General features: G+C 73.0%; 15 protein-coding genes and 1 other RNA gene. 12 read left to right on the top strand and 4 right to left on the bottom strand.

From position 1 onward, the window contains the following. Nucleotides 1-64 precede the first annotated feature (64 nt). Nucleotides 65-394, bottom strand: a complete 330-nt coding sequence (locus tag AB3M81_RS06640; RefSeq protein ID WP_412903116.1) for a hypothetical protein — start codon at nucleotides 392-394, stop codon at nucleotides 65-67. A 116-nt stretch (nucleotides 395-510) separates the two neighbouring features. Here AB3M81_RS06640 and AB3M81_RS06635 point away from each other — a divergent pair, with 116 nt between their 5' ends. The 7 genes from AB3M81_RS06635 to AB3M81_RS06605 are packed head-to-tail and all read left to right on the top strand — an operon-like array spanning nucleotide 511 to nucleotide 7,544. Then, entirely contained in the window at nucleotides 511-1,104 is a 594-nt protein-coding gene (locus tag AB3M81_RS06635; protein WP_412903115.1) for a CueP family metal-binding protein, read from the top strand. 9 nt (nucleotides 1,105-1,113) lie between these two features. Next, entirely contained in the window at nucleotides 1,114-1,446 is a 333-nt protein-coding gene (locus tag AB3M81_RS06630; RefSeq protein ID WP_412903114.1) for a TfoX/Sxy family protein, read from the top strand. A 55-nt stretch (nucleotides 1,447-1,501) separates the two neighbouring features. Then, on the top strand, nucleotides 1,502-3,607 hold the full coding sequence (locus tag AB3M81_RS06625; RefSeq protein ID WP_412903113.1) for a RecQ family ATP-dependent DNA helicase: 2,106 nt from the start codon (nucleotides 1,502-1,504) through the stop codon (nucleotides 3,605-3,607). Nucleotides 3,608-3,618: 11 nt separating this feature from the next. Next, nucleotides 3,619-4,488 (top strand): murein hydrolase activator EnvC family protein, encoded by an 870-nt coding sequence (locus AB3M81_RS06620; protein WP_412903112.1) that lies wholly within the window; start codon nucleotides 3,619-3,621, stop codon nucleotides 4,486-4,488. 26 nt (nucleotides 4,489-4,514) lie between these two features. Further along, nucleotides 4,515-5,639, top strand: a complete 1,125-nt coding sequence (locus tag AB3M81_RS06615; RefSeq protein WP_412903111.1) for a Nif3-like dinuclear metal center hexameric protein — start codon at nucleotides 4,515-4,517, stop codon at nucleotides 5,637-5,639. 10 nt (nucleotides 5,640-5,649) lie between these two features. Beyond that, complete coding sequence (locus tag AB3M81_RS06610) at nucleotides 5,650-6,393, top strand: zinc ribbon domain-containing protein (protein WP_412903110.1); 744 nt, start codon at nucleotides 5,650-5,652, stop codon at nucleotides 6,391-6,393. Beyond that, nucleotides 6,393-7,544 carry a bifunctional RNase H/acid phosphatase gene (locus AB3M81_RS06605; protein WP_412903109.1) on the top strand — a complete coding sequence of 384 codons (1,152 nt, stop codon included), beginning with the start codon at nucleotides 6,393-6,395 and terminating at the stop codon, nucleotides 7,542-7,544. Before AB3M81_RS06610 ends, AB3M81_RS06605 begins: the two co-directional genes overlap by 1 nt. Before the next feature lie 8 nt (nucleotides 7,545-7,552). Here the strand turns inward: AB3M81_RS06605 and AB3M81_RS06600 are convergent, their stop codons facing one another. After that, nucleotides 7,553-8,296, bottom strand: a complete 744-nt coding sequence (locus AB3M81_RS06600) for a YaaA family protein (RefSeq protein ID WP_412903108.1) — start codon at nucleotides 8,294-8,296, stop codon at nucleotides 7,553-7,555. 13 nt (nucleotides 8,297-8,309) lie between these two features. Beyond that, a complete protein-coding gene (locus tag AB3M81_RS06595) occupies nucleotides 8,310-8,870 on the bottom strand; it encodes a TMEM165/GDT1 family protein (protein ID WP_412903107.1) in 561 nt (186 codons plus the stop codon). A gap of 236 nt (nucleotides 8,871-9,106) precedes the next feature. Here AB3M81_RS06595 and rnpB point away from each other — a divergent pair. The 5 genes from rnpB (at nucleotide 9,107) to AB3M81_RS06570 (ending at nucleotide 11,826) form a co-directional block, all read left to right on the top strand. Beyond that, nucleotides 9,107-9,485: RNase P RNA component class A (gene rnpB / locus AB3M81_RS06590), an RNA gene on the top strand. Between the two features lie 16 nt (nucleotides 9,486-9,501). After that, a complete protein-coding gene (locus AB3M81_RS06585) occupies nucleotides 9,502-9,954 on the top strand; it encodes an SRPBCC family protein (RefSeq protein ID WP_412903106.1) in 453 nt (150 codons plus the stop codon). A gap of 41 nt (nucleotides 9,955-9,995) precedes the next feature. Next, on the top strand, nucleotides 9,996-10,673 hold the full coding sequence (locus tag AB3M81_RS06580) for a FadR/GntR family transcriptional regulator (RefSeq protein ID WP_412903105.1): 678 nt from the start codon (nucleotides 9,996-9,998) through the stop codon (nucleotides 10,671-10,673). A gap of 112 nt (nucleotides 10,674-10,785) precedes the next feature. Then, nucleotides 10,786-11,625 (top strand): aldo/keto reductase, encoded by an 840-nt coding sequence (locus AB3M81_RS06575; RefSeq protein WP_412903104.1) that lies wholly within the window; start codon nucleotides 10,786-10,788, stop codon nucleotides 11,623-11,625. A 21-nt stretch (nucleotides 11,626-11,646) separates the two neighbouring features. Beyond that, nucleotides 11,647-11,826, top strand: a complete 180-nt coding sequence (locus tag AB3M81_RS06570) for a hypothetical protein (RefSeq protein ID WP_412903103.1) — start codon at nucleotides 11,647-11,649, stop codon at nucleotides 11,824-11,826. Between the two features lie 3 nt (nucleotides 11,827-11,829). On the opposite strand, the gene panB is transcribed toward AB3M81_RS06570, so the two are convergent. Continuing rightward, nucleotides 11,830-12,711: a 3-methyl-2-oxobutanoate hydroxymethyltransferase gene (gene panB, locus AB3M81_RS06565; protein WP_412903102.1), complete on the bottom strand. Its 882-nt coding sequence runs from the start codon at nucleotides 12,709-12,711 to the stop codon at nucleotides 11,830-11,832. Between the last annotated feature and the right edge of the window lie 39 nt (nucleotides 12,712-12,750).

Genomic DNA, 12,750 nt, shown 5'->3' with positions numbered 1-12,750 from the left:
ACACTGGACGACGCCACACAGCCCTCGAAGGACTACCCCCGATCAGCCGACTGTCATGAACGTCTCAGCCGAGTACACCTAGCAGCTGCAGTCCGATCGCGACGCCCTCGCGCACGCGCCACCGGTCGTCCGCGGCGAGGAGCCGCGTCGTCCGCTCGGACGCCGGGTCGTCCGCCCGGCGACCGGCCGCCGCGGCGGCGCACATCGTCGCGTACTCGCCGCCGTGCGCCAGGAGGGCCTCGACGACCTCCGCGTCTGCGGACTCGGCCGCGGCCTGCACGAGGGAGAGATCGGCCCGGGGCCCGGGCAGGCCGGAGCGCGCGGTCAGGAACGCCGGCCACGCGGCGGGCTCGAGCGCCTCGAGCTCCCTGCGCCAGGCGTCGACGGCCGTCACGTTTCGAACCTACGCCGGGTCCGGGGTCGGCCGCGTGGAGCAGGACCGGGGCACCCGGCTCAGGCCTACGCTGGAGGAACGACCCGCTGAGCAGCGCCCGACCCGGAAGGGACACCATGATCACCGCCACCCGTGACCGTCGAGGCATCGTCCTGCACCTGCTGGCGATCGCCGTCCTCGCGCTGGCGGGATGCGGTGCCGCACCGGACGACGCGGACGAGGGCGCGCCCGGAGGACTGCTCGCCGCGCACGGACTCGCGGGCCTGGACGCGCGTGAGGTGATCGAGCGCCTCGACACGATGGCGGTGGAGGGACGCCCGAAGGACCTCATGGCGTCGGTCCGTCCCGACGAGCTCGTCCTGAGCGACCCCGCCGGCCGGGAGGAGCGCCTCCCGATGCCGCGCGACGAGATCTACGTGGCCGTGGCCCCGTACGTGGAGCAGACGCATGAGTGCCACTTCCACAGCCTCACGACGTGCCTGGGCGAGCTGCGGGGCGCGGCGGTCACCGTGCGACTGACGGGCGCCGACGGGTCGGTGCTGCTGGACGAGACGCGGCGGACGTACGACAACGGGTTCGTCGGCCTGTGGGTGCCGCGGGGCACGCGGGCCACGCTGACGATCGGGCACGAGGACCGGCAGTCCACCGCGGCGATCTCGACGAGCTCGCCCGACGACGCCACGTGCGTCACCACGATGAAGCTGACCTGAGGAGGGGCCATGCCCGCGGACGCCGCTCGGGACGAGGTCGCCGCGCGGATCCGCCGCGCGATCGCCCACCACGACCCGCGCGAGGTCATGATGTTCGGCAGCCTCACGTTCATGGTGGACGGGTCGATCGCGGTGGCGGCGCGGCGCGGCGGCGCCCTGCTGGTGCGCATCGACCCCCGGCGGCGCGCCGAGCTGCTGGCGCGTCCCGGCGTGGGACCGGCGCTCATCGGTCCGACGCGGACGATGGAGGCCAACTGGATCGAGGTCGCGGCCGAGGCGATCGCGGACGACGAGAGCCTGGCGTACTGGCTCGAGATCTCCCTGCAGCGTCACCACCGCTGAGCGGGGCTGTGGACGGCCCGGAACGCTTGTCGGACCCGCCTGTCACGATCGGGGCATGACCGCGATCGCGACCGAGACCGCCCATGACGCCCTGCAGCGACTCCGCGCCCTGACCGGGCGCGAGGACGCTCGGTTCCACGACGGCCAGCTCGAGGCGATCTCCGCGCTCGTCGACGAGGGCCGCCGCGCGCTGGTCGTCCAGCGGACCGGCTGGGGCAAGTCCGCGGTGTACTTCGTCGCGACGGCCCTGCTGCGAGCGCGCGGCGCCGGGCCCACGGTGCTCGTGTCGCCGCTGCTGGCGCTCATGCGCGACCAGGTCGCCGCCGCCGAGCGCGCGGGCGTGCGTGCCGCGGCGATCAACTCCGCCACGGTCGAGGAGTGGGACGACATCGAGGCACGGCTCGCCGCCGACACGGTGGACGTCCTGCTCGTCTCGCCCGAGCGGCTCAACAACCCCACGTTCCGCGAGCAGCAGCTGCCGCGCCTGCTCCAGCGCATGGGCCTGCTCGTCGTCGACGAGGCGCACTGCATCTCGGACTGGGGTCACGACTTCCGTCCCGACTACCGCCGGCTGGCCCACCTGATCGAGTCGCTCGGCCGCGACGTGCCGGTGCTGGCCACCACGGCCACCGCGAACGCGCGCGTGGTCGCGGACGTCGCCGAGCAGCTGGGCGGCGACGTGCTGACGCTGCGCGGGTCGCTGGCCCGCGACTCGCTGCGGCTCGGCAGCCTCACGCTGCCCACCGCCAAGCAGCGTCTCGGCTGGCTCGTGGCGCACCTCACGGACCTGCCCGGCAGCGGCATCGTCTACGCGCTCACCGTCTCGGCGGCCGAGGACACGGCGCGGCTGCTGCGCGAGGCGGGGCACGAGGTGCAGGCGTACACGGGCCGCACCGACCCGGCCGAGCGCGAGCAGCTCGAGCAGGCCCTGAAGGACAACCGGGTCAAGGCGCTCGTCGCCACGAGCGCGCTCGGCATGGGCTTCGACAAGCCCGACCTCGGCTTCGTGGTGCACCTGGGCGCGCCGTCGTCGCCCGTGGCGTACTACCAGCAGGTCGGCCGCGCGGGCCGCGCCACGGACAAGGCCGAGGTGCTGCTGCTGCCCGGCGCCGAGGACCGCGAGATCTGGCGGTACTTCGCGACCGCGTCGATGCCCGACCCGGAGCGCGCGAACCGGGTGATCGGCCAGCTCGGGGCCGAGCCGGTCTCCACGCCGGCGCTCGAGGCGCTCGTCGACATCAAGCGCACCCAGCTCGAGCTGCTGCTCAAGGTGCTGGACGTCGACGGAGCCGTCCAGAAGGTGCGCGGGGGATGGGTCGCCACGGGCCGGCCGTGGACGTACGACGCGGAGCGGTACGCGCGGATCGCCGCCGCCCGCGAGCACGAGCAGCAGGCGATGCTCACCTATCAGGCGGGCGAGACCTGCCGGATGGAGCTGTTGCAGCGCGAGCTGGACGACCCCTCGGCTGCCCCGTGCGGGCGGTGCGACGTGTGCGCCAGCCCCTGGTATCCCACGGACGTCCCCGAGGCGACGGTCGGCGCCGCCACCGAGGCGCTCGATCGCGTCGGCGTCCCGATCGAGCCGCGTGGTCAGTGGCCCACCGGTGCGGACCGGCGCGGAGTCGAGGTCAAGGGACGCATCGCCGTCGAGGAGCGCGCCGAGACCGGCCGCGTGGTCGCGCGCCTGACCGACCTGGGCTGGGGCGGCACGCTGCGCGAGCTGTTCGCGGCCGGAGCGCCCGACCGCGAGATTCCCGAGCCGCTCGTCGGGGCCGTCGTGCGCGCGCTGCGCGACTGGCCGTGGGAGCAGCGGCCCGCGGGGGTCGTGGCGATGCCCTCGGTGACCCGGCCGCTGCTGGTCGCCTCGACCGCCGCGGCGATCGCGCGCCTGGGCCGGCTGCCGATGCTCGGCACGCTCGACCTCGACCCGCACGTGCCGCGCGCCGAGACCGGGGGCAACAGCGCCTTCCGGCTCGCCTCGGTGTGGGGACGGTTCGCGGTCGGCCCCGAGTTGCGGCAGGCGGTGGCCGATGTCGGGGGACCGGTGCTGCTGGTCGACGACCTGGTCGACAGCCGGTGGACGCTCACCGTGGCCGCGCGCGAGCTGCGCCGCGCGGGCGCTCCGGCGGTCCTGCCGTTCGCCCTGGCCTCCGTCGCCTGAGGCTGGGCCTGATGGAGTCCAGGAGCCGCGCCGAGCGCGGCGCGTGGCGGCGCGCCGTCAGCGGACTGTTCCCCGTCTGGGCGTGGGGCTTCCTCGCCGCCGTCGTGTCCGGGCTGCTGCCGCAGGTGCCGTACGCCGTGGCCGGCCCGCTCACGCTCGTGCTCTTCGCGCTGGCGCTCGTGCGCCCGCCACGCCGCGACGACGTCCCGCCGGTCGAGATCGAGAGCCCCGTCCGCGGGCGGTGGACCGTGGTGCACAGTCCCGCGTCCGCGGTCCCCAGCCACGGCGTGCGCGGCTACGGGCAGTCGCACGCCGTCGACATCATCCATCCCCGGCCCGAGGGCACGACGCCGTCGTACCCCCTGCTCGGCGGGTTCGAGCGACCCGAGGGCTTCTCGTCCTTCGGCGAGCCGATCCACGCGGTGGCCGACGGCACGGTCGTCAGCGTTGTCGACGGCCGGCGTGACCATCGCTCGCGCACGTCGTGGCTCGCGTTCGCGTACATGATGGTGATCGACGGGCTGCGCGATCTCGGCGGCCCCGCGGCGGTGGTCGGCAACCACGTCGTGATCGACCACGGCGGCACCCTGTTCTCGCTCTCCGCGCACCTTCGGCGCGGCTCCGCGCGCGTGGCCGTGGGGGACCGGGTCGCCGCGGGCGACGTCATCGGCGAGGTCGGCAACTCGGGCAACACGTCCGAGCCGCACCTGCACGTCCAGCTCATGGACCGGGCCCGCCCGCTGCGCGCGGCGGGACTGCCGTTCCGCCTGCGCGGCATCCGCCAGGCGCCCGGCGACGTCGACCGCGGGTGGTCGGCGAAGGAGCCGGCCGCCGCGGTCGAGCCGGGGCTGCCGGCGAACTTCCAGGTGTTCGAGGCGTGAGCACGACGCGTGCCAGACTCGGGGGCATGCCTGCGTTGCGTGACGTGATCGCCGTCCTCGATGAGCTCTACGACCCGCGCTGGGCCGACGACTGGGACGCCGTCGGCACGGTGGCCGGCGACCCGGACGCCGAGGTCTCCACGATCCTGTTCGCGGTCGACCCCGTGCAGGCGGTCGCCGACGAGGCCGTGCGGATCGGCGCCGACCTCGTCGTGACCCACCACCCGCTCTACCTCAAGGGCACGACGTCGGTCGCCGCCACCACGCCCAAGGGCAGGGTGATCCACACGCTCATCTCCAACGGGATCGCGCTGCACACGTGCCACACCAACGCCGACAGCGCCCCGCGGGGCGTCAGCGAGTCGATGGCGCTCGCCCTCGGGCTGTCCGACCTGCGCCCGCTGGAGACGGACCAGGAGTCGCCGCTGGACAAGTGGATCGTCTACGTCCCGCGCGAGGACGCGGCGAAGGTCGCGGCGGCGATGCACGAGGCGGGTGCCGGCAAGCTCGGCGACTACGACCTCGCGCAGTTCCAGAGCGACGGGCGCGGCTCGTTCCGCCCGCTCGAGGGCGCGGACCCCGCGATCGGCTCGGTCGGTGAGGTCGAGTGGGTCGAGGAGACCGCCGTCGAGGTCATCGCCGACGAGCGCATCCGCGAGCAGGTGCGGGCCGCGATGATCGCGGCGCACCCCTACGAGGAGGTCGCGTACGACCTGTGGCCGCTCGCCGCGCAGCCTAGCGAGCGCGGCACGGGCCGCATCGGACGGCTCAACACGCCCATGGCGCTCTCGGCGTTCGCCGACCACGTCCGCGCCTCGCTGCCGGCGCACCACGGCGCCACGCGCGTCGCCGGCGACCTCGACCGCGTCGTCGAGACCGTCGCGCTGTGCGGCGGGTCCGGCGACTTCCTGCTCGGCACCGCCCAGGCCGAGGGCGCGGACGTGTACGTGACCTCCGACCTGCGCCACCACCCGGTCAGCGAGCACCTCGAGCGACCCGGCGCGTGCGCCGTCGTGGACGTGCCGCACTGGGCCGCCGAGTGGACCTGGCTGCCCACCGTGGCGGCGGCGGTCCGCGACGCGCTGGGCGATACGGTGAAGACCCACGTCTCGCAGATCGTCACCGATCCGTGGAGCCGCACATTGTCATGAGGAGTCACACGTGAAGGCTGACCCGTCCGCGCAGCAGGCCCTGCTCGATCTGCAGGAGCAGGACTCGGTCCTGGCGCAGCTCAACCACCGCCGCGCCCACCTGCCCGAGCTGGCCCAGATCGCCGCCGCCGACGAGCGCATCCGCGCCCTCGACGGTCAGCGCATCGCGGCGCAGACGCGCGTGTCCGACCTCGAGCGGGCGCAGTCCAAGGCCGAGAACGAGGTCGAGCTGGTCAAGGCGCGCCGCACCCGTGACGAGGACCGGATGGCGTCCGGGGCGATCACCAACCCGAAGGAGCTGTCGAGCCTGCAGAGCGAGCTCGAGGCCCTCGCCCGCCGCATCTCGGTCCTCGAGGACGAGGAGATCGAGGTGATGGAGGAGCTCGAGACCGCGCAGGCCGAGCTCGCCCGGGTCCAGTCCGAGCTCGACGCCGAGAACGCCGCCCGCGACGAGCTCGTGGCCGCGCGCGACGAGAAGGTCACCGCGATCGAGGCCGAGGCCGCGCAGGCGTCCGCCGCCCGCGGTGACGTGCTGCCGCGCGTGCCCGAGGACCTGTTCACGCTCTACCAGAAGGTCGCGGGCAGTCACGGCGGCCTGGGTGCCGCCGAGCTGCGCGACCGCCGCTGCGGGGGCTGTCACCTCGAGATCAACGGTGCCGACCTGCGCGAGCTCGCCGCCGAGCCGGCCGACACGGTGCTGCGCTGCCCCGAGTGCAGCCGCATCCTCGTGCGCACGGCCGAGTCCAGCATCTGATGGGCTGGGTCGCCGAGGCCGACGGAGGATCGCGCGGCAACCCGGGGCCGGCCGCCTACGGGTCCGCGCTGCTGCGCGACGGCGTGCTGGTCGCGGACCGTGGCGAGACGATCGGCATCGCCACGAACAACGTCGCGGAGTACCGCGGGCTGATCTGCGCGCTCGAGCTGGCGCGCGAGCACGCCCCCGGCGAGCCGCTCGAGGTCCGCATGGACTCCAAGCTGGTCATCGAGCAGATGGCGGGCCGCTGGCGGATCAAGCACCCCGACATGAAGCCGCTCGCGATGCGGGCGCAGGCGATCGTGCGCGACCTCGGCCCGGTCACGTGGACCTGGGTCCCGCGAGCCCAGAACGCGCGCGCCGACGCGCTGGCCAACAAGGCGCTCGACGCCGAGAAGGCCGGCCGATCGGGGCTGGTGAGCTCGTTCGACTCCGCCGCGCCCGTGCAGCTGGCCGACGAGCCGCCGGAGGCGCCTGCCGCGTTCACCGAGCCGCGCGACCGCAAGGCCGCGACGCCCGGGTGGCGCGGCGCGATGCAGGGCGACCCGACCACCGTGATCCTGCTGCGGCACGGCGTCACCTCGCACACGCAGAAGAAGCTGTTCAGCGGCTCCGGGGGAGCGGACCTGCCGCTCGTCGACGAGGGCGTCGAGCAGGCCCGGCGCGCCGCCGCGTGGATCGCCGAGCGCGGGGGAGCGGACGCGATCGTGGCGTCGCCGCTGCTGCGCACCCGCCAGACCGCGGCGCACGTCGCCGAGCGGCTCGGGCTGCCGGTCGAGGTCGACGAGGGCTTCGCCGAGGCCGCGTTCGGCGAGTGGGACGGCTCCTCGTTCGCCGAGATCATGAAGGCGTTCCCCGCCGAGCTGGACGCCTGGCTGGGCTCGACGGCCGTCGCCCCGCCCGGAGGCGAGTCGTTCGACGCCGTCGCCCAGCGGGTCGCGGCGGCGCGGGACCGGCTGCTCGAGCGTCACGCCGGGCGCACGGTGGTCGTGGTCAGCCATGTCACGCCCATCAAGCTCATGGTGCGCGACGCGCTGCAGGCGGACATGGGCGTCCTGCACCGCATGGAGCTCGCGCCTGCGGCGATCACGACGATCACGTGGTGGCCCGACGGCACGCCCAGCCTGCGCAACTTCTCCGTCGTCCCGTAGCGCTGAGGTCAGCGCAGGATCACGTCGAGGCGCGCGGGGCCCGAGGACTCGATCTCCCAGCCGAGGTCGCGCAAGGCGTCGGCGAGGCCGTCGGCGTCCTTGGCCTCGACGCCCTCGGCCAGCAGCTGGCCGACGATGCGGCCCTTCGTGGCCTTGTTGCTGTGGCTGACGATCGAGCGCCGGCCTTCAGTCTCGGTGATCACGCGCATCGTCACCGAGCCGGCCGGCGCCGCGCCCAGTGCGACGTACGTGCCCGAGCGCAGGTCGACGACGAGCTCACCGGCGGCCAGCTCCTCGATCGCGCGGGGGACGACCGGCTTCCACCGGCTCGCGACGGTGCCCAGGCGCGGCAGCGTGACCGAGCCGCTCATCCGGTACGCGGGGATGAGATCGTGCGGCCGGACGAGCCCGAACAGCGCCGAGGCGATCGCGAGCGTCTCGCGGCCACGCTCCCGCGCGTCGGCGTCGAGGCCGGCCCAGTCGAGCTCGCCGTAGAGGACTCCGGTGTAGACCTCGATGGCCGGGGCGGACGGCTCCTCGCGCAGCCGCGCGTTGCGCTCGATGTCGGCGGCCTGCTGCGGCCCGAGGCCCAGGATCTCGGCCGCGCGCCTTGTCGAGCTGAGCCGCACCAGGGCATTCAGCAGCTGCTCGCGCGTGCGGCGCAGGACGGGCGAGGACAGCGCCTCGAGGTCGAGCGCGGGACCGTTCTCGGGAGCCGTCTTGCCCTCGGACGGCGGCAGCAGGATCAGCACCGAACCACCCTAGTCAGCCGACCAGCATCCAGATGCCGAGGGCCGCGAACAGCACGGCGGCCAAGGCGTGCACCGCGCGCACGGGCATCACCTTGAGGATCTGCTTGCCCAGCAGCACCGCGAGCGTGATCGACACGACCATGCCCGCGGTGCTGCCGATCCAGACCCACCACCACGGGTACTGGGTCGCGAGCGTCATCGTGGCGAACATCGTCTTGTCGCCCAGCTCGGCCAGCGAGAACGCCAGGCCGACCGCGAGCAGCGCCTGGCCGCTGTGGGGGACGATCGCCAGCTCCTCCTCGTGCTCCTCGCCGCGCAGGGACCAGGCGGTCAGCGCGGCGAAGGCCAGGAAGACGACGCCCGCGACGATGCGCAGGGCGTCCTCGGGGATGAAGCGCCCGAGCGCCTCGCCGATCAGCGCGGACGCCAGGTTGATGACGGCGCACGCGATGCCCATGCCGATGATCACCGTCCGCGCGCGGTAGCGCGTCGCGAACGTCATGGCCATGAGCTGGCTCTTGTCGCCGAGCTCGGCGACGAACACCAGGGCGGCAGCGATGAACACTGCTTCCATCAGAAAAGCTCCTCGTCCACCCGGACGAGGAGCCTGGGTGTGCGACGAGCCTCGACCGGGCTCGTCGTACACGAATCCGGTCGAAAGTCTCGTCCGCCAGTGGCCTGGCCCGCTGCACCGGAGCCGGGGCTCAGTGTGTCGATGCAGCGATTGGGGACTACTCCCTTTCGATGCCTCAACCCTAGCGGGCGTGGTGTGACAGCCGTGACCGAGGGTCCGTACGATGGACCCGCGAATGAGTCGGCCGGGCGGCCGCGGCGCCTTCGGGGCGTCGAGGAAAGTCCGGACTCCACAGAGCGACGGTGGTGGCCAACAGCCACCCACGGCGACGTGCGGGACAGTGCCACAGAGAACAGACCGCCAGCGGCCACCCTCGGGTGGTGCGGGTAAGGGTGAAACGGTGAGGTAAGAGCTCACCAGCACGGCGGGTGACCGTCGTGGCTCGGTAAACCCCACCGGGAGCAAGACCAAGATGGCCCTCACGGGCTGTGCCGCAGGGCTGCTCGTCCGACGCGGCAGGTAGGTCGCACCGAGGTGTCCAGCAATGGGCATCCCAGATGGATGGCCGCCCCTGCTCCGGCAGGACAGAATCCGGCTTACAGGCCGGCTCATTCGCCCCTAGGCTCTGGCCGTGCCCTCCCTGACCCTGATGACGCGGATCGCCGCGCCCGTCGCGGCGTGCTTCGAGCTGAGCCTGACCGTCGAGGCGCACACCGCCTCGATGGGGGACTCGGGCGAGCAGGCGATCGGCGGGGTCACGACCGGCGTCATGGGGCCCGGGGACCGGGTCACGTGGCGGGCGCGGCACTTCGGCGTGCCGTTCACGATGACCTCGGCGATCACGGAGTACGACTCGCCACACCGATTCGTGGACGAGCAGGTCCGCGGGCCGTTCCGCTCGTGGCGCCACGAGCACGTCTTCGCGCCGGTGCCGGACGGGACGCTGATGACCGATCGCGTCGAGTTCGCCTCGCCCGCCGGTCCGATCGGCCGGCTCGTGAACCGCCTCGTGCTGACCCGGTACATGACCGGGCTGCTCGAGGAGCGGAACGCGTGGCTCAGGGCCGAGCTCGAGCGCTCGTGACGCCCCTCCGGCCATGCCGACCGGCCTAGACTTCGGGCACCATGACCACACGCCCGCCGGGTCGCGGCACGGACCGCTCGCGCGAGACGCTGCGCATCCTGACCGAGAACATCACGTCGGGTCGGTGGCCGCTGAACAGCCGGATCCCCACGGAGTCGCAGCTCATGGCCGAGCTCGGCGTCGGGCGCAGCACGATCCGTGAGGCCGTCAGCTCGCTCGCCGCGATGGGCATGCTCGAGCCCGCCCGCAGTCGCGGCACGTTCGTCCGCTCGGTCAACCCGGTCAGCTCGGTGCTGTCGGAGTTCCTCGGCCAGCACGACGCGGCCGAGGTCCTCCAGGTGCGGCGCATGCTCGAGGTCGAGGCGACCGGGCTGGCGGCGCTGCTGCGCACCGTCGACCAGCTCGCCCGGCTCAGGGCGGCGCACGAGCGCGACGTCGCCGGCGACGCCTCGCAGGGGATCGTCCGCGGAGAGACGCCCGGCGAGTTCCACGCGATCGTCGTGGAGGCGGCGGGCAACTCGCTGCTCGCGGACCTGTACGCGGGGCTGCTGCGCGGCATCCGCTCCTCGATGCGCCGCGGCGCGTTGCGCTCGTCCATCACGCGGGCCGAGCGGCTCGCCGACCACGCGCGCATCCTCGAGGCCATCGCCGATCGCGACCCGGAGCGAGCCCGGCGGGCCGCGGCCGACCACGCCGATCGCGACCTGACGATCGCATGATGACCGGAGCGACCGCTGACGGCGACCGCCCCGCGCCGTCCGCGGCCCGGTGTGTGCCACCCGACGCCCGCCCGCCGTGCCTCGCGAGGTCGCGGCCCGTAGCGTCGGAGTCATGACCGTTCCCACACTCACGCTCAACAACGGCGTCCAGATCCCGCAGTTCGGCTACGGCACGTGGCAGGTCCCGCCGGAGACGGCCCAGGACCGCGTCGCCGAGGCCCTCGAGATCGGCTACCGCCACATCGACACCGCGCAGATGTACGGCAACGAGGCCGGCGTCGGCGCCGCGATCGCCGCGTCGGGCCTGGCCCGTGACGAGGTATTCGTGACCACCAAGCTCAACAACAACCGCCACGACCCCGCCGTCGTGGCGAAGGCCCTCGACGAGTCGCTGGAGAAGCTGCAGCTCGACCAGGTCGACCTGTTCCTCATCCACTGGCCGCTGCCGACGATCGACATCGACTTCGTCGACACGTGGAAGGCGATGGAGGAGGCCTACTCGGCGGGCAAGGCGCGCGCGATCGGCGTCTCGAACTTCCAGTCCTCGCACCTGCGCCGCGTCGTGCAGGAGGCCACCGTCGTCCCGGCCGTGAACCAGATCGAGGTCCACCCCTACTTCACGCAGGACGACCTGCGCGCCGTCAACGCCGAGCACGGCGTCGCCACCGAGGCGTGGTCGCCGCTCGCGCAGGGCCAGGTCTTCGAGGACCCGGCGCTGCAGGCGATCGCGACCAGCACGGGCCGCAGCGTCTCGCAGGTCGTGCTGCGCTGGCACCTGCAGCGCGGCGACATCGTGTTCCCGAAGGCGTCCTCGGTCGAGCGCCTGAAGCAGAACTTCGACGTGTTCGACTTCGAGCTCTCCGACGCCGACATGGGGGCCATCTCGGCCCTCGACGCCGGCCGCCGGATCGGCCCGGACCCGGACGAGATGGCCTGGGTGCCGCAGGGCTGATCTGCCCCTAGGCTGACGCGCATGAGCTACTTCTTCTGCCTCAAGCACCACACGGTCGAGGGTCAGGACGGGTGCCGTGCGTCGGACCGCCTCGGCCCCTATGAGACGGAGGCCGAGGCGGCCCGAGCCCTCGAGAAGGTCGAGGAGCGCAACGAGGCGTGGGACGACGACCCGAAGTGGAACGACGACCCGGACGCCTGAGCGTCAGCTGTCGAACGTGTGCTCCGGGCCCGGGAACGTGCCCTGCGCGACGTCGTCGATGAACTCGCGGGTGGCCTCGAGCATGATCGAGTGCAGGTCCGCGTAGCGCTTGACGAAGCGCGGGGCGCGTCCCGTGCGCAGGCCCATCATGTCCTGCCACACGAGCACCTGGGCGTCGCAGTCCGGCCCGGCGCCGATGCCGATCGTGGGGATGTGCAGCGTCTGCGTGATCTCCTTGGCGATCGGCGCGGGCACCATCTCCATCACCACGGAGAACGCGCCGGCCTCCTGGACCGCGAGCGCGTCGTCCATGAGCTTGCTCGCCGCGTCGCCGCGCCCCTGGACGCGGTAGCCGCCGAGGTTGTGCTCGGACTGGGGCGTGAAGCCGATGTGCGCCATGACCGGGATGCCGCCGTCGGTCATCTTCTTGATCTGCGGGGCCATCTCGGCGCCGCCCTCGAGCTTGACGGCGTGCGCCAGGCCCTCCTTCATGAACCGCACGGCGGTGTCGTAGCCCTGCTCGGGGGAGCGCTGGTACGAGCCGAACGGCAGGTCCGCCACCACGAGCGCCCGCTTCGCGGTGCGCGTCACGGCCTTCACGAGCGGCAGCATCTCGTCGACCGTGATCGGCAGCGACGACTCGTAGCCGTAGACGTTGTTGGCGGCCGAGTCCCCGATGAACAGGACGGGGACGCCCGCCTCCTCGAAGATCTGGGCGCTGTACTGGTCGTACGTGGTCAGCATGACCCACGGGTGACCCTGCTGCTTCCACTGCTGCAGGTGGTGGGTGCGCACCCGCCGGATCGACGGGTCGGTGGTCGGGCCCGAGCCGTACGGCGACGGCTCCTCGGGCAGGGCGGAATCGGTCGAGGTGGGATCAGCCACGGTGCTCTCCTTGTCATCTCGCGGCCTCGGCGAGGTCCA

The organism is Aeromicrobium jepli (assembly GCF_047246605.1).
Lineage (GTDB): Bacteria > Actinomycetota > Actinomycetes > Propionibacteriales > Nocardioidaceae > Aeromicrobium.
This window is presented reverse-complemented; position numbering and strand designations above follow the sequence as displayed.